Origin of the sequence: Bradyrhizobium sp. NBAIM08, from assembly GCF_020193935.1 — a bacterium.
Classification (GTDB): Bacteria; Pseudomonadota; Alphaproteobacteria; order Rhizobiales; family Xanthobacteraceae; genus Bradyrhizobium; species Bradyrhizobium yuanmingense.
The window spans coordinates 149,382-175,181 of sequence record NZ_JADYVR010000001.1; the positions used below are offsets into that span (position 1 = coordinate 149,382).

Annotated in this window: 23 protein-coding genes; 14 read left to right on the plus strand and 9 right to left on the minus strand. The window is 64.9% G+C overall.

Annotation, left to right across the window (positions count from 1 at the left end; translation table 11 throughout):
- The first annotated feature begins 134 nt into the window (after positions 1–134).
- Positions 135–1,022, plus strand: coding sequence for a helix-turn-helix domain-containing protein (locus I6F37_RS00730; RefSeq protein ID WP_036009887.1), 888 nt, complete (start codon positions 135–137; stop codon positions 1,020–1,022).
- Positions 1,023–1,222: 200 nt separating this feature from the next.
- On the opposite strand, the gene I6F37_RS00735 is transcribed toward I6F37_RS00730, so the two are convergent.
- Together I6F37_RS00735 and I6F37_RS00740 are read right to left on the minus strand one after the other, a co-directional pair.
- The gene (locus I6F37_RS00735) at positions 1,223–1,513 is read right to left on the minus strand and encodes a cyclic nucleotide-binding domain-containing protein (RefSeq protein WP_225143385.1); all 291 of its coding nucleotides are present in this window, start codon (positions 1,511–1,513) and stop codon (positions 1,223–1,225) included.
- Positions 1,514–1,528: 15 nt separating this feature from the next.
- Entirely contained in the window at positions 1,529–2,617 is a 1,089-nt protein-coding gene (locus I6F37_RS00740) for a cyclase family protein (RefSeq protein ID WP_036009893.1), read from the minus strand.
- Positions 2,618–2,775: 158 nt separating this feature from the next.
- On the opposite strand from I6F37_RS00740, the gene I6F37_RS00745 reads away from it, so the two are divergent.
- On the plus strand, positions 2,776–3,807 hold the full coding sequence (locus I6F37_RS00745) for a GTP-binding protein (protein ID WP_368736693.1): 1,032 nt from the start codon (positions 2,776–2,778) through the stop codon (positions 3,805–3,807).
- A gap of 57 nt (positions 3,808–3,864) precedes the next feature.
- On the opposite strand, the gene I6F37_RS00750 is transcribed toward I6F37_RS00745, so the two are convergent.
- From I6F37_RS00750 to I6F37_RS00760, 3 genes are all read right to left on the minus strand, one after another.
- Positions 3,865–5,073, minus strand: a complete 1,209-nt coding sequence (locus I6F37_RS00750; RefSeq protein ID WP_225112513.1) for an MFS transporter — start codon at positions 5,071–5,073, stop codon at positions 3,865–3,867.
- Complete coding sequence (gene kdsA, locus I6F37_RS00755) at positions 5,073–5,921, minus strand: 3-deoxy-8-phosphooctulonate synthase (protein ID WP_225112514.1); 849 nt, start codon at positions 5,919–5,921, stop codon at positions 5,073–5,075. Before kdsA ends, I6F37_RS00750 begins: the two co-directional genes overlap by 1 nt.
- A 113-nt stretch (positions 5,922–6,034) precedes the next feature.
- Positions 6,035–6,361, minus strand: a complete 327-nt coding sequence (locus I6F37_RS00760) for an NIPSNAP family protein (protein ID WP_057030503.1) — start codon at positions 6,359–6,361, stop codon at positions 6,035–6,037.
- A 215-nt stretch (positions 6,362–6,576) separates the two neighbouring features.
- On the opposite strand from I6F37_RS00760, the gene I6F37_RS00765 reads away from it, so the two are divergent.
- Complete coding sequence (locus I6F37_RS00765) at positions 6,577–8,235, plus strand: hypothetical protein (protein ID WP_225112515.1); 1,659 nt, start codon at positions 6,577–6,579, stop codon at positions 8,233–8,235.
- A 42-nt stretch (positions 8,236–8,277) separates the two neighbouring features.
- Here I6F37_RS00765 and I6F37_RS00770 read toward each other — a convergent pair whose 3' ends face one another.
- The 3 genes from I6F37_RS00770 to tpiA form a co-directional block, all read right to left on the minus strand.
- A complete protein-coding gene (locus tag I6F37_RS00770; RefSeq protein ID WP_036025189.1) occupies positions 8,278–9,909 on the minus strand; it encodes a CTP synthase in 1,632 nt (543 codons plus the stop codon).
- Between the two features lie 166 nt (positions 9,910–10,075).
- The gene (secG, locus tag I6F37_RS00775; RefSeq protein ID WP_036009912.1) at positions 10,076–10,459 is read right to left on the minus strand and encodes a preprotein translocase subunit SecG; all 384 of its coding nucleotides are present in this window, start codon (positions 10,457–10,459) and stop codon (positions 10,076–10,078) included.
- A gap of 140 nt (positions 10,460–10,599) precedes the next feature.
- Entirely contained in the window at positions 10,600–11,355 is a 756-nt protein-coding gene (tpiA, locus tag I6F37_RS00780; RefSeq protein WP_225112516.1) for a triose-phosphate isomerase, read from the minus strand.
- A 224-nt stretch (positions 11,356–11,579) separates the two neighbouring features.
- Here tpiA and I6F37_RS00785 point away from each other — a divergent pair, with 224 nt between their 5' ends.
- From I6F37_RS00785 to I6F37_RS00805, 5 genes are all read left to right on the plus strand, one after another.
- Complete coding sequence (locus I6F37_RS00785) at positions 11,580–13,478, plus strand: SurA N-terminal domain-containing protein (protein ID WP_225112517.1); 1,899 nt, start codon at positions 11,580–11,582, stop codon at positions 13,476–13,478.
- Between the two features lie 14 nt (positions 13,479–13,492).
- The gene (trpD, locus tag I6F37_RS00790; RefSeq protein WP_036025193.1) at positions 13,493–14,506 is read left to right on the plus strand and encodes an anthranilate phosphoribosyltransferase; all 1,014 of its coding nucleotides are present in this window, start codon (positions 13,493–13,495) and stop codon (positions 14,504–14,506) included.
- 8 nt (positions 14,507–14,514) lie between these two features.
- Positions 14,515–15,336 (plus strand): indole-3-glycerol phosphate synthase TrpC, encoded by an 822-nt coding sequence (gene trpC, locus I6F37_RS00795; protein WP_225112518.1) that lies wholly within the window; start codon positions 14,515–14,517, stop codon positions 15,334–15,336.
- A 1-nt stretch (position 15,337) separates the two neighbouring features.
- Entirely contained in the window at positions 15,338–15,871 is a 534-nt protein-coding gene (gene moaC / locus I6F37_RS00800) for a cyclic pyranopterin monophosphate synthase MoaC (protein WP_036025198.1), read from the plus strand.
- A gap of 177 nt (positions 15,872–16,048) precedes the next feature.
- A complete protein-coding gene (locus I6F37_RS00805; protein WP_225112519.1) occupies positions 16,049–18,781 on the plus strand; it encodes an EAL domain-containing protein in 2,733 nt (910 codons plus the stop codon).
- Positions 18,782–18,862: 81 nt separating this feature from the next.
- Here the strand turns inward: I6F37_RS00805 and I6F37_RS00810 are convergent, their stop codons facing one another.
- On the minus strand, positions 18,863–20,197 hold the full coding sequence (locus I6F37_RS00810; RefSeq protein ID WP_036009952.1) for a S41 family peptidase: 1,335 nt from the start codon (positions 20,195–20,197) through the stop codon (positions 18,863–18,865).
- A 303-nt stretch (positions 20,198–20,500) separates the two neighbouring features.
- On the opposite strand from I6F37_RS00810, the gene I6F37_RS00815 reads away from it, so the two are divergent.
- The 6 genes from I6F37_RS00815 (at position 20,501) to I6F37_RS00840 (ending at position 25,781) form a co-directional block, all read left to right on the plus strand.
- Positions 20,501–21,634: an alpha-hydroxy acid oxidase gene (locus I6F37_RS00815; RefSeq protein ID WP_074447974.1), complete on the plus strand. Its 1,134-nt coding sequence runs from the start codon at positions 20,501–20,503 to the stop codon at positions 21,632–21,634.
- A 28-nt stretch (positions 21,635–21,662) separates the two neighbouring features.
- Positions 21,663–22,286 carry an HAD family phosphatase gene (locus I6F37_RS00820; protein WP_225112522.1) on the plus strand — a complete coding sequence of 208 codons (624 nt, stop codon included), beginning with the start codon at positions 21,663–21,665 and terminating at the stop codon, positions 22,284–22,286.
- A 158-nt stretch (positions 22,287–22,444) separates the two neighbouring features.
- Complete coding sequence (locus I6F37_RS00825) at positions 22,445–22,648, plus strand: hypothetical protein (RefSeq protein WP_036009959.1); 204 nt, start codon at positions 22,445–22,447, stop codon at positions 22,646–22,648.
- A gap of 219 nt (positions 22,649–22,867) precedes the next feature.
- The gene (glp, locus tag I6F37_RS00830) at positions 22,868–24,076 is read left to right on the plus strand and encodes a gephyrin-like molybdotransferase Glp (protein WP_036009961.1); all 1,209 of its coding nucleotides are present in this window, start codon (positions 22,868–22,870) and stop codon (positions 24,074–24,076) included.
- 176 nt (positions 24,077–24,252) lie between these two features.
- Positions 24,253–24,954, plus strand: a complete 702-nt coding sequence (lexA, locus tag I6F37_RS00835) for a transcriptional repressor LexA (RefSeq protein ID WP_036009965.1) — start codon at positions 24,253–24,255, stop codon at positions 24,952–24,954.
- Between the two features lie 389 nt (positions 24,955–25,343).
- Positions 25,344–25,781, plus strand: a complete 438-nt coding sequence (locus tag I6F37_RS00840; protein ID WP_225112524.1) for a hypothetical protein — start codon at positions 25,344–25,346, stop codon at positions 25,779–25,781.
- Positions 25,782–25,800: the final 19 nt, after the last annotated feature.

Here is a 25,800-nt window from a genome sequence, read left to right on the forward strand (position 1 = left end):
CCGTTGCCGGGCAGTTCGGCAACGCGGCTCGCTTGGCAAATGGCAAAACCGGCTTATGCTCGTCTCCGCCGTTCGGCCAATGAGAAGCAGAAGCGGTCAACCGCGCCTTAGAATCAGGGAAGGAGTCGCGCGCGATGGGCCAATTAATCACGGTTGAGGAGCTCCCCCGCTACGCTCCCGGCCAATTGATGCTGGACAGTTCCGCCGTGGGCAAGGCTGACTTTCGGTTGCGCGTCTTCCGCTATGCGCCGTCCGACATCTGGGTGCCGCCGTCCGAGAATTTCCTGATCGTCGTCTATCGCGAAGGCACCACGTCAATGAACCGCCGTGTGACCGGCGCGTGGAAGCAGGATCACGTCGGACGCGGTGTCACAACCCTGCTGACACGTGCGGAGCCTTCGAACTGGCGCTGGAGCAATGACCTCGAAGTCAGCCATTTCTACATCTCGCCGAGCCTGATGACGAAGACCGCGAGCGAGGCATTCGACCGCGAGTCAGACGGCGTCGAACTTCACGATCTGCTCAGGATCGAAGATCCGGTGCTGACCTGGATCGGTGACCGGATGGTGCAGGAAGTGTCCGAAGGCGGCCCGGGCGGCCGGCTCTGCTACGATGCGCTGGCACTTCAGGCGAGCGTGCACATCTTGCGAAAATACGCCTCGGTGGAATTCAAGCTGCCCTGTCCGCAGGGGCGCTTCAGGCCAGCGCATGCAAGGCTGATCGAGGACTATGTCGAACAGAACATCTCCAGGAACATCACGCTCGAGGAGCTAGCCAACATCTGCAACTGCTCGCCGGTGCAGTTCGCGCGCAAGTTCCAGGTGCACTATGGCATGCGGCCGCATGCCTATGTCCTGAGCCGCAAGGTGGAGCGCGCCCGCCAACATCTGCGCAAGGATCGGCTCGCCCTGAAGGAAATTGCGCTCTTGAGCGGATTTTCCGATCAAAGCCATCTCAATCGGATTTTCCGCAGACACATGAACGTCACGCCGGCTGAGTATCGCAAGAGCTGCGCGAGCTAGCCTCCTCCGCCCAGTGTGACGTGGACGAAGTGAGACAGCCCCCACCCGTGTTCCGCGCAAGGTGCAGCGCGAAACGCTGCGCCCCCGCACAGCCGGGACCGAGCGCCACGAATTCCGGACCCCGGATCAGCAACGCACCACGCCGCAAGTGCGGCGCGCTGCGTCGCATCAGGGGAACGAAAAACAATGTCTCGGTATAGTCAGTAGGCGCTCAGCAAATCCACCTTGGCATTCGCCAGCACCAGCCGCCGCGCCAGGATGGCGGCAAGATTGCGCATGATCTTCAACGACGTTTCCGGGTGCAGCCGGCGGTAATCGGCAAAGCTGTCGAGCGGCAGTTCGAGGCAGGTGACGGGCGTGTCGGCGAAGACGTCGGCGCTGCGGCTGTGCTCCAGGATCGCCATCTCGCCGAATTCCATGCCGGGACCATGCGAGGCGAGCCGCACGCCGCTCCGCAGCTCGCGCGGTGGGCGGGGACGTCCCGCCCACACGCTTTTTCATCCGCCTCAGGTGATCGCGATCGGGCAGCCATTGCTGCCGGTCGCGCCTTTGATCGGCGATGGCGTGAAGCAGTAGACGAACTGGTACTTCTTGTCGGCAATCAACTCGTCGAAGATCAGGTTCTCGTGGTTGAGAATGCCGTGCTTGGTCTGCAATTCGGAATGAACCGCGAAAGCGAGCGACTTGTCGGGATTGGGCACCACTTCGACCGCCCAGGTGTCGGCCGCAGTCAGCGCGAGATCCTTCTCGATGATCCACTTCGCGGCATCGAGGCCGATCCCAGGCTCGCCGCTATTGTAGCGATCATTGTTCTTCATCCACAGGGAGCCCCAGCCGGTGTGGAACATGATCGCATCGCCCGGCTTGATGTCGCTCTCCGCGATGCTTTGCTTCGCCAGCGCCGCCTTGATATCGGCCGAGGTGATCTCCTGGCCCGCATCCATCATGCCGCCCTTCAGCGCGACCATATCGATCAGGTGGGCGCGTGTGAACAGCGGCTTGAGCTTCTCGGTGCCAAGCTTCTTCAGGCCGTAGGCGTCGCCGATCTCAGCGGCAGTGAAGCCGTTGTAGAAGCGCATCTCGCTCTTGTCGCCGTCCTTGCCCAACTGGATACCGATATGGCCGAGCCCGTCGAATTGTGTGCCGGTCTGGCCGATTTCGGTGGCGAGAAACTCGTCGTGATAGACGAGCTTGTTGTCGCCGAACGGGCCGCCAGTCGGCCCGCCGGGAATGCGCAACGAAAATGCGCGGGCGCCGAACAACGGCATGCCTTGCTCGTAAACGCGGCCGATCTTGTAGATCTTGCCATCCTTGATCCACTTCACGGCATCGAGAACCTTCGCCGGCGTGATGTGGTTCGACGCGCCAGCCTCGTCGTCCTTGCCCCATTTCGAGGGCCACCAAGGCTTGTCCACGCCCTTTGGCATCGCCGGCGTTTGGGCCTGGGCCGCGGTGATCGGTGCGAGTGAGAACTTGCCGTGCATCGCACCTGCGAATGCCGCCCCAGCCGCACCAGCAAGGCCTGCCGTGCGCAGCAAGGTCCGCCGATCGGTCGCGGCACCGCCCCTCTCTTCATCGCCTTTGGCATCGTCCATCGTTTCCTCCCGGGTTGTGCCCGCTGAGATCGGGCTTAAGATCCTGTTTTCGGAATGCTCGTCCTCCATTAGGCTGTTGTCCAGCGACAAAAATAAGACCAGGGTTGAGGACGCCGATGAGCCTTTTCGAGAGCGACAAATCCGCCGAGCGGACTCCGGTGTCACTGATCACCGGCTTTCTTGGCAGCGGCAAGACCACACTGCTCAACCGCCTGCTGCGCCACGGCGCGATGAAGGACAGCGCCGTCATCATCAACGAATATGGCGAGGTCAGCCTCGACCACCTCCTCGTGGAACGCGTGGACGGCGAAGTCGCCGTGCTTGCGAGTGGTTGTATTTGCTGCACTATTCGCAGCGATCTGGAAGAGACCCTGCGCGCGCTGCTGGTGCGCCGCGATCGTGGCGAGGTCCCGCCGTTCCGCAGGATTCTGGTTGAGACAACGGGGTTGGCTGACCCCGCCCCCATCGCTCAGCTGCTGCTGAACAACCCTTTGGTCTCGCATTTCCTTCGGCTAGACACCGTGGTGACCACCGTCGACGCGGTCAATGCAGCGCGGCAGCTCGACCGCCAATACGAGGCGGTGAAGCAGGTCGCGCTCGCTGACCGGCTGCTGATCACCAAGCGCGATTTGGTCAATGATACTGACGCACTGGACTTGCGGCTTCGTCGGCTCAATCCCAGCGCCAGGATCGAGAACGTGGCGCATGGCGAGGTCGATCCGGCTCAACTGTTCGGCGCCGCCCTCATTGACCCCGAAAAGAAGACAGCCGATATCGAGCGCTGGCTCAACGAGCAGGCGTTCGCCGACGTCGCCAAGGCTGCACATGAGAGCGGCCACCATCACGATGGCGGTCATGCCCATCACGAGCATCATAGCCACGATGCATCGATCCTTAACTTCATGATCGCATTCGACGATCCCCTTGACTGGATGGCCGTATCGCGCTGGCTCGCGCATCTGCGCGCCACCCGGGGCGAGGACCTCTTGCGGGTCAAGGGCATCTTGAATCTTCGCGATGAAGAGACGCCGGTCGCGGTTCATGGCGTCCACCACGTCTTCCATCCGCCGGTGGCGCTTGCAAAATGGCCCCATGCTGCCGACCGCCGTTCGCGCATCGTGTTCATCACCCGTGGCATTACGCGTCACGAGGTGCTTGACCTCTGGCAGGAGGCCTACGCGAGCGCCTGAGCGCCACAAGGACTGCTTGCGAAGCTTTTTGAGAGGGCGCTTCGTCCGGACGCGCCCTCAGACGCGCGCATCTGACGGCGCCCGCTGCTTGAGCAGCCGCGCGCAGACGAGGCCGAGCAGCACCATGATCGCGGCGCTCGCCGACAGGGTCGCCATCTTGCCGGCATGCTGGAGCCCGAAGCCGTAGGCGAGCGGCCCCACCGTCTGCCCCATGAAGAAGAAGAACGAATGCAGCGACATTGCGGTGGCGCGCGCCTCGACCGAGAGCTCGCTGGCGAAGACCTGGAGACAGCCATGGGCGATGTAGAAGCCCCAGCCCATCACGACGAGATTCAGCGCCTGCACTTCCCAGCGTGGACCGAAGGCGACGGCGATGAGCTGTGACGCCACCAGCGTCATCCCTGCGATCATCATGCCCTTCACGCCGAGCCAAGGCAGCAGGCGCGACACCGTCAGCGTGTAGAACAGGCCGCCGACCGCAAAGCCGGCGATGACGATGCCGGCGATCGACAGCGAGGTCTGGCCGAGCTCGAACAGGAACGAAGCGATGTAGGGAAACAGCCCGAGCACGCAGCAGCCTTCGATGAACACAGCCGAATAGCAGACATAGGCATTCGGGTTGGTGAAGATGGTGCGATAGCCGGCCTTCAGCGCCGAGAGGCTCGTCTTCGGCGGATGCTTGACCTTGGCGCCGCGAAAGCCGGCCGCGACCGCGATCGATGCGATGATCACGAGGACACCGAGCACCGCCAGCACGCCGCGCCAGCCGAGGAAATCACCGATCAGGCCTGAGGCCGAGGCGCCGAGCAGATTGCCCGTCATGGCGCCGGCGAGCGTGCGGCTGATCGCAACCTGACGTTTCTCGGGACCGACGAGATCGCTGGTCAGGCTGAGCGCCACCGGAAATACGCCGCCGGAGCCGATGCCCGCGAGGATGCGGGTCGCAAACAGAACCGAGAACGACGTCGAGAATGCGCCCAGGATGTTGGCGAGGCCGAGCAGCGCGAGGCAGCCGATCATCAGCCGCGTCTTGCCGAACAGGTCGGCGGCGGCCCCGATGATCGGCTGGATGATCGAGAAGGTGAAGGCGAACACCGCGGCAAAGCCCGCGGCGGTCGCGATGCTGACGCCAAAATCGTCGGCGACGTGCGGCAGCACCGGATCGAGCGCGCGCGCCGACAAGGCGGCGGCAAAGCTTGCGCCTGAGATGACGTAGAGCGCCGCCGGCAAGCCGTGATCTTGCGGCCCCGCCTCGCTCTGCTGCATCAGCGCGGATTCTTTGCCAGTGCGTCGAACGCCATCAGCCGGGCGATGAGCCCTTCGAACTCGCGCAGCGGTACCATGTTGGGACCGTCGGACGGCGCGCGATCGGGATCGGGATGGGTCTCGATGAAGACGCCGGCAACGCCGACCGCGACAGCTGCACGCGCCAGCACCGGGACGAATTCGCGCTCGCCGCCCGAGGACGTCCCCTTCCCGCCCGGCTGCTGCACCGAATGGGTGGCGTCGAAGATCACGGGCGCGCCGGTGGTGCGCGCCAGGATCGGCAGCGCGCGCATGTCGGAGACGAGCGTGTTGTAGCCGAACGAGGCGCCACGCTCGGTGACGAGCACGTTGGGATTGCCAGCGCTCGTGATCTTGGTCACGACATTGGCCATGTCCCAGGGTGCCAGGAACTGACCTTTCTTGACGTTGACGACCTTGCCGGTCGCGGCCGCCGCTAGCAGCAGATCGGTCTGCCGGCACAGAAAGGCTGGAATCTGCAGGATGTCCACGGCCTGCGCCACCTCGGTGCATTGCGTGGCTTCGTGCACGTCGGTCAGAACAGGCAAGCCGAGCGAGGATCGGATTTCCGCGAAGATCGGCAGCGACGGCGCAAGACCCAGCCCGCGCGCCGCCGCCGCGCTGGTGCGATTGGCCTTGTCGAACGAGGTCTTGTAGATGAGGCCGATGTTCAGCCGCCCCGCGATCTCCTTCAGCGCGGAGGCGACCTCCAGCGCATGCTGGCGGCTCTCGAGCTGGCAGGGCCCAGCAATGACCGCGATCGGCAGATCATTGCCGAATTTGACCCTGCCGATGGTGATAACCGGCGCCGCTGAATTCGAAGAGCTCAAGGCACATCCCTCGTTTCGGCGCGACCATAGCCGGCATGAGGGTTGGATCAACCCTCTTCCGCCCGGACGGTCCGAATATCAGGGTTGCGCCAGGGTTCCCTGCCCGCCGCCTGCTACTTCACCGCCGAGAAGGCGGTCGGCGCCAGGATCTGGCTGACGATGTTGGCGACGATTTGGCCGTCGGCTTCGCTCTCGGCGCGCGCCTTCATCCAGTCCGGATCGGTCATGAACGCGCCCCACTTCTTCTCGCGCTCGGCAAGCGAGTCCCAGGCGAGGAAATAGGTCAGCTCCTGGTTGGATTCGCCGATCAGGGTGGTGAAGAACCCGGCCTGCTTGATGCCATGCTTCTCCCAAATCTTGAGCGTGGCGGTCTCGAACCGCTTGAGCAATGCCGGTAGGCGGCCGGGCACGCAACGATAGACGCGCATTTCGTAGATCATTCTTGCTCTCTCCCTGACAGGAGCGGCGGTTATACCTGCTGGCCACAACTCTGTCTTGAGCCTCGGCCGGGCGACCCTCATGGCGGTTCGCGCATAGCTCGATAGCGCGGGGCCGGCGCTCTTGATAATGTGCAGGCTCGGTCCGGCGGATCAGCCGGCGGCGGCCCGAGAGCAATCGGCAAAACGACGGAAGCGATCAAAGGGGGGCAGAGGCAATGACCTATTTTGATCTCGGACCCTACAGCCGCAAAATCAGCACGACTTCGCCCGATGCGCAGCTCTGGTTTGACCGAGGGCTCAACTGGGTGTTCGGATTCAACCACGGCGAGGCGATCAAATGCTTTCGCAAGGCGCTCGAGTTCGATAACAGCTGCGCCATGGCCCACTGGGGCATCGGCTACGCCGCGGGTCCCAACTACAACCTGCCCTGGGTCCGCTATGACGCACAAGGCCGTCAATTGGCGCTGGCGGGATCATACGATGCGACGCAGGACGCGCTCGCGCAGGCGGATAGGGCGAGCCCGGTCGAGCAAGCGCTGATCCGCGCCTTGTCGGTGCGCTATCCGCAGCGTGAAGCGATCGAGGATATGGCGCCGTGGGACAAGGCCTTCACGCGAGAGATGCGAAAGGTCTTCGCCACGTATCCCGACGATCTCGAGGTCCGAGCCATCTTTGCCGAATCGATCATGAACGAGACGCCGTGGCTGATGTGGGACCTTAAGTCTGGAGAACCCACCAAGGGCGCTGGCACCGAGGAATGCAGGGCCGTGCTCGAACAAGCTTTCGATCGATGGCCGGCTGCGTGGAATCATCCGGGGCTGCTCCATCTCTACGTCCACCTCATGGAGATGTCGCCCTTCCCGCAAAAGGCGATGCGGGCTGGGGACCGGCTGCGCGGGATCGCCCCCGATAGCGGCCATCTGATCCACATGCCGACGCATCTCGACGTGCTGTGCGGGCAGTACAACGACGTCCTGCTCTACAATCAGAAGGCGCTGGCGACCGACCGCAGATTCCTCGCTTATTCGGACGATCCGGGTGTCTACCTGGTCTATGTCATCCACAACTTCCACTTCGCCATCTACGGCGCGATGTTCCTGGGTCAATACGCCCCCGCTATCGCAGCGGCCGAGGAACTCATTGCCACCGTGCCCGAGCCAGTGCTGCGCATTCAATCGCCCCCCATGGCGGACTTCCTGGAAGGCTATTTGACGATGAAGCAGCACGTTCTCGTGCGTTTCGGCAAATGGCACGACATCATTGCCCAACAGCTGCCGGAGGATCGCGAGCTATACTGCTCTGTGACGGCGATGATCCACTACGCCAAGGCGGTGGCTCATTCGGCGCTTGGCCACGTCACTGAGGCCGAAACCGAGAAAGCGTTGTTCGCTCAGGCGAAGACGCGCGTGCCGGAGAGCCGGCTCGTGCACAACAACAAGGTCGTCGCCCTGCTCGGCGTGGCCGAAGCCATGTTGAATGGCGAACTGGAATATCGCAAAGCCAATTACGACTTCGCGTTCGCTGAGCTGCGCAGATCGGTCGCGCTCAGCGACGCCTTGCCCTATGACGAGCCGTGGGGATGGATGCAGCCACCGCGTCACGCACTCGGCGCGCTGCTGCTGGAGCAGGGACGGATCGAGGAAGCCGAGGCAGTGTACCGTTCCGATCTCGGCCTCGATGGAAAGCTGAGCCGGGCCTGCCAGCATCCCGACAATCTGTGGTCGCTTCACGGCTTGCACGAATGTCTCATGCGGCGTGGCGACAGCGCCGAGAGGCCGCTGATCAAGCAGCGACTTGACCTCGCCCAGTCGCGCGCGGAGGTGCCGATCAAGGCATCTTGCTTCTGCCGCAGGATGGACATCGCGGCCGCGTAGCCGGACGTGCGAGCAAGACTTTGTCAGGGCAGACCGAGCCGGCTATACCAGCCGGCTCTGCTTCGCCGCCGCCTCGATGAACGAAGCGAACAGCGGATGCGGCTCAAAGGGGCGCGACTTCAGCTCGGGGTGGAACTGGACGCCGATGAACCAGGGGTGATCCTCGTACTCGACGATTTCAGGCAGCACGCCGTCGGGCGAGAGGCCTGAGAACTTCAAGCCGTGCTGCTCGAGGCGGTCCTTGTAGGCGGTGTTGACCTCGTAGCGATGGCGGTGACGCTCGGAGATTTCGGTCGCGCCGCCATAGACCTGCGAGACGCGGCTGCCGCGATTGAGCGTTGCAGGATAGGCGCCAAGCCGCATCGTGCCGCCGAGGTCGCCTGCCTGCGAGCGCTTCTCGAGCTCGTTGCCGCGCAGCCATTCCGTCATCAGGCCGACCAGCGGCTCCTTGGTCGGGCCGAACTCGGTGGAGTTGGCGTCCTCGATGCCGACGAGGTTTCGCGCGGCCTCGATCACCGCCATCTGCATGCCGAAGCAGATGCCGAAATACGGCACGTCGCGCTCGCGCGCGAACTGCGCCGCCCTGATCTTGCCCTCTGCGCCGCGCTGGCCGAATCCGCCGGGCACCAGGATGCCGTTGACGTGCTCGAGGAACGGCGCCGGATCCTCCTTCTCGAAGATCTCGCTCTCGATCCAGTCGAGATTGACCTTCACCTTGTTGGCGATGCCGCCATGCGAGAGCGCCTCGATCAGCGACTTATACGCATCCTTCATGCCGGTGTACTTGCCGACGATGGCGATGGTGACGTTGCCCTCGGGATTGCGGATGCGCTCGTTGATCTCCTGCCAGCTGCGCAGCTCCGGCGGAATCCGCGAGCCGATGCCGAAGGCAGCGAGCACTTCGTCGTCGAGGCCCGCATTGTGGTAGGCCTCGGGGACCGCGTAGATGTTGTCGACGTCGCGCGCCTCGATCACGGCGCTTTCGCGCACGTTGCAGAACAGCCCGAGCTTGCGCCGCTCTTCCTTCGGGATCTCGCGGTCGGTGCGGCAGAGCAGGATGTCCGGCTGGATGCCGATCGAGCGCAGCTCCTTCACCGAGTGCTGCGTCGGCTTCGTCTTCAATTCGCCGGCGCTGGGAATATAGGGCAGCAGCGTCAGATGGATGTAGACGGCGTGATCGCGCGGCAGCTCGTTCTTGAGCTGGCGGATCGCCTCGAAGAACGGCAGGCCCTCGATGTCGCCGACGGTGCCGCCAATCTCGACTAGCACGAAGTCGTAATCGTCGTTGCCGTCGAGGACGAATTCCTTGATGGCATTGGTGACGTGCGGAACCACCTGGATGGTCGCGCCGAGATAATCGCCGCGGCGCTCCTTGGAGATGATGTCCTGGTAGATGCGTCCGGTCGTGATGTTGTCGGCCTTGGTCGCGGGACGGCCGGTGAAGCGCTCGTAGTGACCGAGATCGAGATCGGTCTCCGCGCCGTCATCGGTCACGAACACTTCGCCGTGCTGATACGGCGACATCGTTCCGGGATCGAGGTTGAGATAGGGGTCGAGCTTGCGGAGGCGGACCTTGTAGCCTCGGGCCTGCAGCAGGGCACCCAGTGCCGCCGAAGCCAGACCCTTGCCGAGCGAAGAAACCACGCCGCCGGTGATGAATATGTACCGCGCCATGGGACTTAACCTCTAATCCCCTAAATACGATTCGCCAAAGCGATTCGTATTCCGCCCCAAAGATTTTGCGGGCCTGTGGGTGAGCCGAAACGAAGAGTGATGACAGTGCCTTGATGGGGATTGTTGATGCAGGACGGTAGCCACCGCCCTGCATGGCCCCCCTGCTTTATTGCGAGCGCGGCACCTGAGGACCGGTCGGAGCCGGCGCCTGCTGCTGCTCGTCGGCCTTCTTCAGCGAATCCAGGATGCCGCCCGAGGTCGGCGGCGCGATGGGCGACCCGCCGGCCGGCTGGGTCTGCGAGGGCTGGCCGATGATCGACGACGGCTTGCGGTCGTAACCGGCATACCAGGACAGGAACAGGCTGGTGAGGAAGAAGCCGACGGCCAGGATCGCGGTGGTCCGCGTCAGAAGGTTCGCCGTGCCGCGGCTCGACATGAAGCCCGCGCCGCCGCCCATGCCGAGGCCGCCGCCTTCCGACTTCTGGAGCAGGACGGCACCGATCATGACGGCGACGATCATGAGGTGGATGACGATGACAACGGTCTGCATGATATCCTTCCGTCACAAGCGGGCGGCGCCTGACGGCGGCCGATCGCGCTTCGCGGGTTTTCCTGAAGTTGCGCGGTGTTACACGATCGGAGGTGGCATTGCCACCCCCGATCGGGCCCGGTCCCGCGGTTTGGACTTAGCTAGGGGCAGCCCTTAGCGATCGCAAGGAAATCGGTCGCCTTCAGGCTGGCACCGCCGACCAGAGCCCCGTTGACGTTCTTCACCGCCATCAGTTCGGCCGCGTTCGAGGGCTTGACCGAGCCGCCGTAGAGGATTCGCATCTTCGCGCCCTCAGCCTTGAACCTGATGGTCAGGAGTTCCCGGATAAACCCATGAATCTGCTCGACATCCTTGGCTGTGGGGGTCAGCCCGGTGCCGATCGCCCAGACCGGCTCATAGGCCACGACCAGATTGGCCGCCGTCGAGCCCTCTGGCAGCGAGCCGTCGAGCTGGCCGCGCAGGATGTCCAGGGTCTGGCCGGCGTCGCGCTGGCCCTGCGTTTCGCCGATGCAGACGACCGCAACGGCCCCGGCGCGCCAGGCCGCCTCGGCCTTCTGCCGGATCAGCGCGTCGCCCTCCCCGTGGTCGGCGCGGCGCTCGGAATGGCCGACGATGATGGTGGTCGCGCCTGCATCGGCGAGCATTTCGGCGGCGATATCGCCGGTGTGGGCGCCGGAGGCTTTGGGGTGGCAGTCCTGGGCCCCGACCGCGACCTTCTTGCCGCGCGCCTTCTCGGCGAACGCCGCAACCAGGGTCGCCGGCGGGCAGACCAGCAGGTCGGCCTTGCCAGCCACGTCTGCCGCGCCGTTGAGCATGGCGTCGAATTCAGCAGCCTGGGCTTTCAGGCCGTTCATTTTCCAATTGCCCGCGATCAGCGGTCGGATGGCGTCGGTCATGTCAATGTCCAGCAGAATGAGGTTTGTTCATGCGCTAGCAGAGGTGCTCCTGCAGTTCCAGAGACCAGAGGCCCTTTCGCCGCAGCTTCAAGCGGTCGCCCGGGGCGAGGTTGCGGGGGGAAAGCCGCCACTTTATGATGATCTATCAATTTGGTGACGCGCTTTTGCGGAATCTGCATTAAGACGCGCTCCCGTTCCCCTCCTGACCAAACAAGTTGGACCAAATGCTCCGAGGAATACGCAAGGCCTCATCGAACTGGCTCGGCAAGATCGTTATGGCCGTGGTGATGGGCGTGTTGATCATCAGTTTCGGCATTTGGGGCATTGCCGACATCTTCAAGGGCTTCGGCCAGTCCACGGTCGCCAAGATCGGCAGCACCGAGATCTCGCTCAACGAGTTCCGCCAGATCTACACGGACCGCCTGCAACAGATCAGCCGCCAGTTCGGCCGTCCGTTGACTCCCGATCAGGCGCGCGCGTTCGGCCTTGATCGCCAGGTGCTGCAGCAGACCATCGCCGAGGCCGCGCTCGACGAAGAGGCGCGCCGGCTCGGCCTCGGCCAGTCCGACGAGCAGATCCGCCAGCTCATCATGAACGACCCCAACTTCAAGGGTATCGGCGGCAATTTCGACCCCAATCGCTTCCAAGCCTTGATCCGCAATTTCGGCTACACCGAGCAGCGCTATGTCGCCGAGCAGCGCAAGGTATCGCTGCGCCGGCAGATCACCGGCACGGTCGGCGCCGGCCTCGAGCCCTCGAAGGCCATGGTCGACGTCCTGACGCGCTACCAGAACGAACAACGCGCGATTGAATTCGTCCGGCTCGACGCCGCGCAGGCCGGTCCGATCGACCCGCCATCGCCAGAGGCGCTTGCCGCCTATTTCGAGGATCACAAGGTCCAGTTCCGCGCGCCCGAATATCGCAAGATCTCCTTCGTCGTGGTCTCGCCGGAAGAGATCGGCAAATGGACCGAGGTCTCGGACGAGGATGCGCGGAAGATGTTCGAGCAGCGCAAGGATCGGCTGGGCACGCCGGAAAAGCGCCAGATCCAGCAGATCGTGTTTCCGAACGTTGCCGAAGCGCAGGGCGCTCGCGAGCGCCTCGTCGGCGGCACGTCGTTCGAGGACATCGGCAAGGAACGCGGGCTGAGCGCCTCCGACGTCGACCTGGGACTGGTGACCAAGTCTTCGCTCGCGCCCGCCGTCGGCGATGCCGCGTTCGCGCTGCCTACCGGCGAGATCAGCCAGCCGATCCAGAGCGGGCTCGGCGTTGCGATCGTCAGGGTCGACAAGATCGAGCCGGGCGCCGAGGCCGACTACGCCAAGCTTGCCGGCGACATCAAGCGCGAGATCGCGACTGAGCGTGCACGCGTCAAGGTCGCCGACCTCCGCGACAAGATGGAAGACGAGCGTGGCGGCGGCTCCAGCGTGATCGACGCGGCGCAGAAGCTCGGCCTCACCGCCGTGACCATCGAGGCCGTCGACCGCTCCGGCCGCGCCCCGAACGGCCAGCCGGTCGCCAACATCCCGCAGGGCCTCGACGTGGTTTCGCAGGCCTTCAACACCGACGTCGGCGTCGACAACGACGCGATATCGTTCAAGGGTGGCTATGTCTGGTACGACGTGCTCGCCATCACGCCCTCGCGGGACCGCAATCTCGACGAGGTCCGCGACCAGGTCGAGGCGCGCTGGCGCCAGGACCAGATCGCCGCCAAGCTGAAGGCCAAGGCGACCGAGATGGTGCAAAAGCTCGATGCGGGCGGCAAGCTCGCCGACGAGGCCACCGCCGTCGGCGCCAAGGTCGAGACCGCGACGGGCTTCAAGCGCGACGACTCGCCCGCCGGCGTGCCCGGCACCGTCGTGGCGGCGGCCTTCCGCACCGCCAAGGACGGCATCGGACAGACGGCCGTGAGCGGCGGCAGCGAGGTGATCGTGTTCCGCGTCACCGACATCGTCGATCCCGCGGTCGACTTTGCCTCCGACGCGGTCAAGAAGCTGAAGGAGAGCCTCGACCGCGCCCAAACCGAGGAGCAGGTCGCTTCCTACGTCAACAAGCTTGAAACCGACATCGGGACCACCATTAATCAGGCCGCCTTCGCGCAGGTGACCGGCGCGAACCAGTGAGTTGAAAGCACGCGATGGACGACCTGAAATCGATCATTGGAAAAGTGGCGACCGGCGCCAGCCTGTCGCGTGACGAAGCCGCTTCCGCCTTCGATGCCATGATGAGCGGCGAGGCCACGCCCTCGCAGATGGGCGGGCTCTTGATGGCGCTGCGGGTGCGCGGCGAGACCGTGGACGAGATCACCGGCGCGGTCGCGGCGATGCGCGCGAAGATGCTGACCGTGCAGGCGCCGCCGGAGGCAGTCGACATCGTCGGCACCGGCGGCGACGGCTCCGGCTCGGTCAACGTCTCGACTTGCGCGTCCTTCATCGTCGCGGGCGCCGGCGTGCCCGTGGCCAAGCACGGCAACCGCGCGCTGTCGTCGCGCTCGGGCGCTGCCGACGTGCTGGCCTCGCTCGGGGTGAAGATCGATCTCAAGCCGGAGCAGGTCGGCCGCTGCGTGCGCGAATGCGGCATCGGCTTCATGTTCGCCCCCGCCCACCATCCCGCCATGAAGAACGTCGGCCCGACCCGGGTCGAGCTCGCCACGCGCACGATCTTCAATCTGCTCGGGCCGCTGTCGAACCCGGCCGGCGTGAAGCGGCAGATGGTCGGCGTGTTCTCCAGGCAATGGGTGCAGCCGCTGGCGCAGGTGCTGAAGAATCTCGGCTCCGACTCCGCCTGGGTGGTGCACGGGTCCGATGGTCTCGACGAGATCACCCTCACCGGCCCGACCTTCGTCTCCGCGCTCCACAACGGCGAGATCCGGAACTTCGAGGTGACGCCGGAGGAAGCCGGCCTCCCGCGTTGCGAGGCCGGTGCGCTCAAAGGCGGTGACGCCGATGCCAACGCGATCGCGTTGCAGAGCGTGCTCGACGGCAAGCCGAGCCCCTATCGCGACGTGGCGCTGCTCAACGCAGCCGCCGCGCTGGTCGTGGCCGGCCGCGCCAAGGACCTCAAGGAGGGCGTCGCGATCGGCGTCCGCTCGATCGACAGCGGCGCAGCCAACGCGAAGCTGAAGCACCTGGTCACGGTCTCCAAGAGCTGAACTCCCGCATGTCCGACATCCTGACCAAGATCGAGAGCTACAAGCGCGAGGAGATCGCGGCGGCGAAGCGAGCGCGTCCGCTCTCCACCGTCGAGGCGCAGGCCAAGGCCGCCTCCGCGCCGCGCGGCTTCCTGCGCGCGATCAAGGCCAAGCACGCCAACGGCGGCTACGCGCTGATTGCCGAGATCAAGAAGGCCTCGCCCTCCAAGGGACTCATTCGCGCCGATTTCGACCCGCCGGCACTCGCAAAGGCCTATGAAACCGGCGGCGCTGCCTGCCTGTCGGTGCTGACCGATACGCCCTCGTTCCAGGGCCATCTCGACTTCATGGTAGTCGCGCGCGAAGCAACCTCGCTCCCCGTGCTGCGCAAGGATTTTCTGTTCGATCCCTATCAGGTGGTCGAGGCCCGCGCACACGGCGCCGACTGCATCCTGATCATCATGGCGGCGCTCGATGACGCCGCCGCAAGAGACCTCGAAGACGCCGCCCTCGCCTACGGCATGGACGTCTTGATCGAGATCCATGACCGCGCCGAGCTCGACCGGGCGCTGAAGCTGCGGTCGCCGATGATCGGCGTCAACAACCGTAATCTTCGGACCTTCGAAACCACGCTCGCGACCAGCGAGGCCTTGGCGCCGCTGATCCCTTCGGACCGGCTGATGGTCGGCGAGAGCGGCATCTTCACGCCCGCCGACCTCGCCCGGCTCGAGCGCGTCGGTATGTCGACGTTCCTGGTCGGCGAGAGCCTGATGCGGCAGGCCGACGTCACGGCGGCGACGCGCGCGCTGCTCGCGCGCGAGGCGACGGCGCGCGCGGCGGGCACGCGCTGACATGGCGCGCAAGCCGGCGAAGACCATTTCAGCCAAGACGAAGCAGGCCAAAGCAAAGGCCGGCCCCGCCCTCACCCATATCGGCGCCTCCGGCGAGGCGCGGATGGTCGACGTCTCGGACAAGCCAGCGACGGAGCGGCTGGCGGTCGCCGAGGGCCGCGTCGTCATGACCAAGACGACGCTCGATCTGATCGTGTCCGGCAACGCCAAGAAAGGCGACGTGCTCGGCACCGCGCGCATCGCCGGCATCATGGCCGCCAAGCGCACCTCGGAGCTGATCCCGCTCTGCCATCCGCTCGCCCTGTCGAAGGTCATTGTCGATATCGAGCCTGACGCCAAGCTGCCGGGCTGCGTGGTACGGGCCACCGTGAAGGTGACGGGACCGACCGGCGTCGAGATGGAGGCGCTCACGGCGGTGTCGGTCGCCTGCCTCACCATCTACGACATGATCAAGGCCGTCGAGCGCGGCGTGCGCATCGAGGGCATCCATCTGGTCGAGAAGCTCGGCGGCAAATCCGGTCATTACCGCGCCTGAAGCGGGCTTGCGTTAGCGCCCCACTTTCGCGCCGCGCGCATGGATTGCTTTTGCGCGCGGGTATTCACGTCTCGTTAACCGCGCTTCCTAACTTTGCTTCCACACCGTCACCGTAAACCAACGGATGTTCTCGGGGTCCTGAATTGATCCTGACGTGTGCGCGGCAACGAATCCAGCATGAAGATGAAACTCGGCAGTCGTCTCTTTGACCAGGTCTTCGTGCGCAGCGGCCCGATCCGCTGGCTTGTGGTTGGCGGCACGCTGCTGATCGCGGGCATCGCCATAGGCTCGGTCCTGATGGCGCAGAACTTCCGGGAGCGGGCGCTGCGCAATTCCGGTCGCGAGCTGGAAAACACCGTGCTGCTGCTTGCTCATCATTTCGATCAGCAATTGCAGGATTTCGCCGTCATCCAGAAGGGTTTCGTCGACTACGTCCGCACCACCGGAATTACCACCGGAGAGGAGTATCGCAAGCGCCTCTCGGGCGAGGACGTGCACCGGATGCTGCGGTCGAAGATCGAGGCGCTGCCCTATATGGGCGGTCTCAACATCATCGATGCCGAAGGCAATCTGATCAATTCGTCGACCGCATGGCCGACGCCCAAGGTGAATGTCGCCGATCGCGCCTACTTCCGCACTTTCAAGTACGATCCCAATGCACCTGATGTCCTGATCGAGCCGCTGCACAGCCGCGTCTCCGGTGCGTGGACCATTCTGGTGGCCCGGAGGGTCGTCGGGCCACGCGGCGAGTTCCTCGGCGTGGTCGGACGCGGGATCGAGCCCGCCAATTTCGAGAAATTCTTCGCCTCCGTGGTGCTCGGCGAAGGCGCGACGATCTCGATGCTGCATCGCGACGGCACACTGCTCGCCCGCTATCCGCAGTCCGGCGAATTGATGGGGCGAAACTTCAAGACCGGACCGTTCGAGCATCAAAGGGTGTTCGGGCTCGATCATTTCGCCGGCCGCTTCAACAGCCCCGTCGACGGCGAGGACCGGCTGATCTCCTCCCGTGCCCTGCCCCACTTCCCGATCCTGGTGATGGCCACCACGACGCGCGCAGCGGCCTTGGCTGACTGGCGCGAGCAGATCGGCATTCTGATCTCGATCGCAGCCTCTTCCGCGCTCGCGATCGCAGGCGTGCTGATTGCCGTCGTGCGCAAGCTGCTGGAGCAGCACCGCCTGTCGCGCGAACAGCTGACGCTGGAGAAGCAGCGGCTCGACCGCGCCGTCAACAACATGACGCAGGGCCTGTTGCTGTTCGATTCCGAGCAGCGGCTCGTGGTCTGCAATCAGCGCTACATCGAGATGTACGGCTTGTCGGCCGAGATCGTGAAGCCCGGCTGCAGCTTTCGCGACATCATCGCCCATCGCAAGACAACCGGCTCGTTCACCGGCGACGTCGATGCCTACGTCGCGCGTGTCCTGAAGGACATCCATCTCCGCAACTCCATGGTGGTCGATACCGCCGACGGCCGTTCGATCCACATCCTCAACGAGCCGCTCGCGGATGGCGGCTGGGTGGCGACCCACGAGGACATCACGGAGCGCCGGCGCATCGAGGAGCGCATCACCCACCTCGCCCATTACGACGCGCTGACGGATCTGCCCAACCGCGCCATGTTCCACGAGCATCTGCGGCAGGAGCTGGCCGCGGCGCGCGACGGCGAGCAAACCGCGGTGCACTACATCGACATCGACGAGTTCAAGGGCGTCAACGACGCGCTCGGCCATCTCATCGGCGACGAGCTGTTGAAATCGATCGCGACCAACCTCCGCCGCTGTGCGGGTCCCGCAGATTTCGTGGCGCGACTCGGCGGCGACGAATTCGCCATCGTGCAGGGCGCGGTAACGTCGTTGGATCAGGTCAACGAGCTCGTCGCGCGCGTCTTCGAAACCATCCGCACGCCGGTCGACTGCATGGGCCATCATCTCACCAGCGACGCCAGCATCGGTATCGCGCTCGCGCCGGAACACGGCACGGCGCTCGACCAGATCCTGAAGAATGCGGACATGGCAATGTACGCGGCCAAGTCCGCCGGACGCCACACTTACCGCTTCTTCGAGCCGGACATGGACGCCAAGGTCCGCGAACGCCGGCAGCTCGAGGGCGACCTGCGCCACGCCATTGCGCAAGGCGGCCGCGAAGGCGGGCTGGAGGTCTATTACCAGCCCTGCCTCGGCCTGAAGGACGACCGCATCACCGGCTGCGAGGCTTTGGTGCGCTGGCGCCATCCCGAGCGCGGCTGGGTCTCGCCGGCGGATTTCATCCCGATCGCCGAAGACACCGGCCTGATCAACGAGATCGGCGAATGGGTGCTGGCGACCGCGTGCCGGGACGCGGCAAGCTGGCCCGACGACATCCGTCTCGCCGTCAACGTCTCGCCGGTGCAGTTCAAGAGCGGCACGCTGGCGCTGAAGATCATGGCGGCGCTCGCAGCGTCGAATCTGCCGGCGAGCCGGCTCGAGCTCGAGATCACCGAGGCAGTCCTGATCCGCGACGACGATGCCGCGCTTGCCATCCTGCACCAGCTCCGCGCCATCGGCGTGCGCATCGCGCTCGACGATTTCGGCACCGGCTACTCGTCGCTGAGCTATCTGCACCGCTTCCCGTTCGACAAGATCAAGATCGACCGCTGCTTCGTCGAGGACATCGCCCGTCCCGACGGCTCCGCCAGCATCGTTCAAGCCGTCGTCAACCTGGCGGCCGCCCGCCGCATGACCACGACGGCCGAGGGTGTCGAGACCGAGGAGCAGCAGCGCCTGTTGCGTACGCTCGGCTGCTCCGAGATGCAGGGCTATTTGTTCAGCGCCGCCAAGCCCGCCGACAAGATGCTGGAGCTGTTCGCGCTGCACCGCAGCCGGCGCGCCCGGCGCGAAGGCAGCGAGAGCCGCCGCCGCGAGGTCGGTTAGGTCGAAACGGCGCTGGAAACGAAATCGCCCGGAAGCGGTCCTCCGCTCCCGGGCGAAACATGATCCGGAACGTCGTAAGATCTAGTTCGGCACTGCAGCCTTCGTCGCGCGCTTGGCAGCGACGGCATTTGCCGTAACGCCGTGGAGGAAGTCGTAGGCTGCGTGCAGAGCCTTATCGTCCTTCTCTTCCGGCGGAACGTAGGACTGCGATCCGGTCTGCTCGGTGCCGTCGGCCGACAGATGCCCGCGCATCTGGGATTCCGCCATGGTGTCCATCCGCCCCTTCAGCTCGGGCGGCACGTCCTGGAGGATCTCGATGTCGGGCGCGATGCCTTGGGCCTGGATCGAGCGGCCCGACGGCGTGTAGTAGCGCGCCGTGGTCAGCGCCAGCGCGCCATTGCCGGAGCCGAGCGGAATGATGGTCTGCACCGAGCCCTTACCAAACGATCGCGTGCCGATCAACGTCGCGCGCTTGTGGTCGTGCAGCGCACCGGCAACGATCTCCGAGGCCGAGGCCGAGCCGCCGTTGATCAGCACCACGATCGGCTTGCCTTTGGTGAGGTCGCCGCCATGAGCGGTGAAGCGCTGGGTTTCTTCCGGACTGCGGCCGCGGGTCGAAACGACCTCGCCGCGCTGCAAGAAGGCGCTCGACACCGACACGGCCTGGTCGAGCAGGCCGCCCGGATTGTTGCGCAGATCAACCACGTAGCCGGCGAGCTTCTCCGGCGGGACCTGCTTGGAGACCGAGGCGATCGCCTTCTTCAGGCCGTCGGCGGTCTGCTCGTTGAACGAGGTGATGCGGATATAGCCGATGTCGCCGTTCTCGACGCGGAAGCGCACCGGACGCACATGGATGATCTCGCGCGTGATCGCAACCTCGAGCGGCGCATCCGCACCCTTGCGGATGATGGTCAGCTTGGTCTTGGTGTCGACCGGTCCCTTCATCTTGTTGACCGCCTGCTCGAGCGTCATGCCCTGCACGGCCTCGCCGTCGATCTTGCCGATGAGGTCGCCGGACATGATGCCGGCCTTCGAAGCCGGCGTGTCGTCGATCGGCGAGACGACCTTGACGAGGCCATCCTCCATCGTGACCTCGATGCCGAGCCCGCCGAACTCGCCGGAGGTGGTCTCTTGCATCTCGGTCCAGGCCTTGGCGTTCATGTAGCGCGAATGCGGGTCGAGCGAGGTCACCATGCCGGTGATCGCCCCCTCGATCAGCTTGGCATTGTCCGGCTTCTCGACATAGCTGGCCTTGACCCGCTCGAACACCGCGCCGAACAGATTGAGCTGGGAATAAGCATCACCCGCACTCACTGCCGCCCGCGCTGCCCATACGCCGCCCTGCGGGCTGGCTACCAGAAGGGTCAGGCACGCTCCCGTGAGCGCGCCCAGGGGGAACAGCAGGGTTTTCCGCATGAAGGTGCCTTTTGTGCTTGGCGTTTCTCTTGAGGCTGGGAGACGCCATGCAAATGGCGATCCAGTCCATCTCTCACAATACCATTCTGGTTTCTTCAAGGCCGGGATGCCGCGCTGGCGGGTACACCGAAGAAATCCCTTCGCCTTGGCCTAAACTTTTGGCAACGTTCCGAAACTGTTTCGAAGCAACACGACACGGTCCGGGCCGCCTACGCCTCGCAGCTATGCGATTTTAGGATGGTTTTGGAGGACCGGACGCGATAGGCGATGGCGACAAGACTTCAAATTCTCGGGAGGACAACAATGAATGAAGCGCCCCGCATCCGGCCGGAACGGAACGTCGAGCTCGGCGCCAGCGACGAGCCGTTCCAGAACCTGCACGAGTTCATCCGGAAGGCGCGCGCCAACCTCAACCAGAATGCCTGGGACTACATCATCGGCGCCGCCGAGACCGAGACCACGATGCGGCGCAACCGCATGGCGCTCGACGAGATCGCCTTCCGCCCGCGCGTGCTGCGCGACGTGCGCAGGATCGATGGCAGCGTCGAGCAGTTCGGCCGCAAGCTGCGTCTGCCGGTGGTGCTGGCTCCCGTCGGCGCACTCGAGATCTTCGATCCGGATGGCGCGGCGAGCGTCGCGCGCGCTGCGGGCAGGTTCGGCGCGGCGCACATGCTGAGCTCGGTGTCCGAGCCCGGCCTCGAGACGACCGCCGAGGCTGCCCCCGATGCACTGCGTCTCTATCAACTCTATGTCCGCGGCGACGATGCCTTCGTCGCCGACGTGGTCGACCGGGCCGAGAAGAACGCCTATGCCGCCTTCTGCCTGACCGTCGACACCGCCCATTACAGCCGTCGTGAACGTGACATCGCCAAGCGCTACGTTCGCGAGAGCCGCCTGCGCGCCACCGGCGGCGATTTCCAGAAGGGCCTGGAGTGGCGGACCGTGAAGATGATCAAGGACACGTTCAAAATTCCGCTGATCCTCAAGGGTATCGCCACGGCCGAGGATGCGCAGATCGCGCTCGATCACGGCGTCGAGTGGATCTACGTCTCCAACCATGGCGGGCGCCAGCTCGACCACGGCCGCGGCGCCATGCACGTGCTGCCGGAGATCGTCGACGCCGTGAAGGGCCGCGCCAGGATCATGGTCGACGGCGGCTTTTGCCGCGGCACCGACATCGTCAAGGCGATCGCGGCGGGCGCCGACCTCGTCGGCATCGGCCGGCTGCAATGCTGGGCGCTGGCGGCAGCCGGCGAAGCCGGCGTCGCGCGGATGCTGGAGTTGCTCGAAGACGAGGTGCTGCGCTGCCTCGGCCTCCTGGGCGCCACCTCATTCGCCGAGCTCGACAAATCCTGCCTGCATCCGGCGGCCGCCACCAACGCGCCCAGCGTGTTCAGCGCGTTCCCGCTGTTCGACCACGAGCCCTATCGTTACTGACGCGCCATACCGAAGTGAAAAGGACGCAATGACATCGCTCTCTCCCGGCAGCGCGGATGCGCTGCTGTTCGACCTCGGGCGCGTTGTGCTCGACATCGACTTCTCCAAGGCGATCGCCTGCTGGGCGGGACATGCCGGCTGCCAGCCCGAGGCCATCATCGCGCGCTATGTGCGCGACGAGGCCTACCGGTTGCACGAGATGGGCAAGATCAGCGATGGGGACTATTTCGCCTCGCTGCGGTCCTCGCTCGGGATCGGCATCTCGGATGCGCAATTCCTGGAAGGCTGGAACGCGATTTTCGCCGGCGAGATGCCTGATATCGCCGAGCTGTTGCCGCGGGCGGCGAAGCAGATGCCGCTCTATGCCTTCTCCAACACCAATCGGCCGCACGTCGACTATTTCTCGAAGGAATATGCCGGTCTGCTCGGCCATTTCCGCGAGCTGTATCTGTCCTCCAGCATCGGCCTGCGCAAACCGGATGCCGAGGCCTTCGACCATGTCGTGGCGGCGATCGGCGTGCCGGCCGAGCGCATCGTGTTCTTCGACGACCTCGCCGAGAACATCGAGGGAGCGCGGGCGCGCGGGTTGACCGCCGTGCATGTCACCTCGCCGCGTGATGTCGGGAACGCATTGAAAGCACTGGGGATCTGAGCCGCGGGAAAGCCCGGAGCGCGCTCACTTGCCGGAACAAAAACTGCTGAAAATGTGGAACCTGATCACTTTGTGCATTTTTATACAGAGTTCCGGGAACGGAATACCACCCTTCGGACTCATGAGTCCGTTGGGACTTCTACATTGGACTGATCGACGTGCTGGGCAAGACCTATCTCACCAAGCAAGCCTCTCTCCTGCTCGAATTCGCCAGAACCACCTCGGATTCTGACCTCTCCGCCAAGCTGATCAGCAAGGCCGCCGACCTAAAATCCCAGGCGGACCCGCTGCCGGACAAGGATCAGGGTCCCAAGCCGCCCGACGTCGCGGACATCAGTCCGGGCGATCCGACGGGGCGTTGAACGATGTTGGCCGTGGCGCTCGTCATTCTCGTCCTTGCCATGGCAATCCTCGTTCCGGTCTGTCTCGCCTTCCGCATCATGCCGCGGCGGAGTTGAGCCGACCTCCTCCACCCCGCGATCACGCAGGATAAATCATCCCGCGTGCTGCTTTGCCTCACGCCTGCACTCGGCTAGAACTCTCGCCGCCCATTGACTGATGTGCTCAGCAGGAGTTCGCCCGTGGCCCTGATGCCGGTTTCTGACGCGCTTGCCGCGGTGCTGGCCGGCGTCGAGCCGCTGGCTGAACAGATGGTTTGCCTCGACGAGGCCTACCATCGTGTGCTCGCCCGCGATGTCGCGGCGCGGCGCACGCAGCCGCCGGAGGCGATGTCGGCGATGGACGGCTATGCCGTACGCACGGCCGACGCGGCAAACGATTCGAGGTTGACCGTCGTCGGCGAGGTCGCGGCGGGCCGGCCGTTCGCGGGAAGCGTCGGCCCCGGCGAAGCCGTGCGGATCTTCACCGGCGGCGTCGTTCCCGACGGCGCCGATGCCGTCGTGATCCAGGAGGACACGGCTGCCGACGGCAAACATGTGACGATCAAGGAAGCCGCCAGTTTCGGCCGGCACATCCGCCCTGCAGGCGTCGACTTCCGCGAAGGCGACGTGCTGCTGCGCAAGGGAATCCGCCTCACCGAGCGCGATCTCGCCCTTGCCGCCGGAATGAATCATCCGCATCTCGCCGTCATCCGCCGCCCGAGGGTTGCCGTTCTCGCCACCGGCGACGAGCTCGTGATGCCGGGCACCACGCCTGGTCGCGGCCAGATCGTCTATTCCAACGGCTATGCCCTGCATGCGCTCGCCCGCAGCGAGGGCGCCGAGACCATCGACCTCGGAATTGCCGCCGATACACTGGAGGCGACGTCCGCCGGCATCCGCCGCGCGCGCGAGAGCGGCGCCGACATCCTGATCACGACCGGCGGTGCCTCGGTCGGCGACCACGACCTGGTCCAGCAGGCGCTCAAGGGCGAAGGCATCGCGATGGCGTTCTGGAAGATCGCGATCCGGCCGGGCAAGCCGATGATGCACGGTCGGATAGGCGCGATGCGCGTGATTGGCCTGCCCGGCAATCCCGTGTCGTCCTACGTGTGCGCCTTCCTGTTCATGGTCCCCTTGATTCGCGCCCTGTCGGGCCGTTCAGCGATTCATCATCGGCGCGAGCGCGCCGTGCTGGGCCGCGATCTCGCCGCCAACGACCAGCGCGAGGACTATCTGCGTGCGCGGCTGGAGGAGCGCGACGACGGCACGCGCGTCGCCCTTCCGGTCAGCCATCAGGACTCCTCCCTTCTTGCGAATCTCGCTGCGGCACAGGTACTTCTGGTGCGCGCACCGTTCGCGCCGAAGGCCGAGGCAGGCACGCCTTGCGAGGTGCTCCGGCTGCCCGTCTGAGCCGCCCAGCCACACGCATTCCGCGAGCTTGGCCGCGTTCACCATAAATTAAGCAGTTGCGGAACACATATCGAACATATAGTGTCCGTTCATGATTTGTTTCGAGGATGTAGCGGCTTAGTGCCGGCTTCATCGTGTCGGAATCGAACGACATCAACCGGGGGACTTTGGTCGAGATGTTGACGCGCAAACAATACGAGCTTCTGCGGTTCATCAGCGAACGTCTGAAGGAAAGCGGCGTGCCGCCGTCCTTCGACGAGATGAAGGATGCGCTCGACCTGCGCTCGAAGTCAGGCATCCATCGCCTGATCACTGCGCTCGAGGAGCGCGGCTTCATTCGCCGCCTGCCCAACCGCGCCCGTGCCATCGAGGTGATCAAGCTGCCCGAGCTCCAGGCCGCCGCCGGCAATCGCCGTGGCTTCACCCCGAGCGTGATCGAGGGCAATCTCGGCAAGGTGCGCGCGAGCTCCAGCCCGCCCGCGGACGAGGGCGAGCGCCCCGTCGCGGTGCCCGTGATGGGCCGCATCGCCGCCGGCACGCCGATCGAGGCGCTGCAGACCCGCAGCCATACCATCAGCGTGCCGCCGGACATGCTCGGCTCGGGCGAGCACTACGCGCTCGAAGTGCGCGGCGATTCGATGGTCGAGGCCGGCATCCTCGACGGCGACATGGCGCTGATCCAGCGCAACGAGACCGCAAATACCGGCGACATCGTGGTGGCATTGATCGACGACGAGGAGGCCACGCTCAAGCGCTTCCGCCGCCGCGGCGCCTCGATCGCGCTTGAGCCCGCCAATGCCGCCTACGAGGTCCGCATTCTTCCGCCGAACCGCGTGAAGATCCAGGGCAAGCTGATCGGGCTTTACCGGAAGTACTGATACGGGAAACATCAAGCGCCGCGCGCGTTTCGATCGGCATCGGCGATCCAGGATCGGAGCGGATACTTGTCCGCTCCGGCTGGACGGTTTCTCTGGTTCTGCGCCGGCTGTCCGGTCCATCCTCCCGCGCGACATTCGCCCGCGCAGGCGCACAGCAATCTCGCTCTGCTTCACCGGTAGAGTTGTGCCGGCAGTGCTGATAGCTCCGGCCGAATGCAAGGACGCGAGGTTTGTTCCTATCGAATCCGGGAAAGATAATGTGATCGCGCGCTGCGGACGCGAGCCGCAGATTTGCCCATAACCGAGCAGAGCGTTGTATGCTTCCACTCTGATAGAGGCCTGCGCCTCGAAAGAGACGCGGGTCGCTATCCCAGCATGAGGAGCACCCGATGTGTGACTACAGCCTGCATGCCGTCGCGACGCGCCCCGCCGAAGTCGGCGAGACGATCGTCACGACAACCTTCCGCGGCACCTCGACGCGCGGTTTCGCTTCCGAAGCCGATCCCTCCGTCGCGGTCTGTCTGCTGCCGGGGACGGAGCTCGCTTTCGCCGACAATGTCCGCTACGACAACCGCTGGATCTGGACGCGCACCGTGAACTCTCGCGTCGGCAAGTTCGGCAAGATCGACCCGCACATTCCCGATCGCCATCATGACGCGATCGAATTCCCCGACGGCAAATACGTGCTGGTGACGCAGCTCGTCGAAGGCCAGCGCGCGACCGTGCTGCAATTGCCGGTGACGCAGCCGGTGCCCGAGCGCGAGCACAAGCCGCAGATCGTCGCCGAGACGCGGCCGCCCACGATCACGCGCTTGCCGATCGGCTGACGCCCTGCGCCCGACGGGG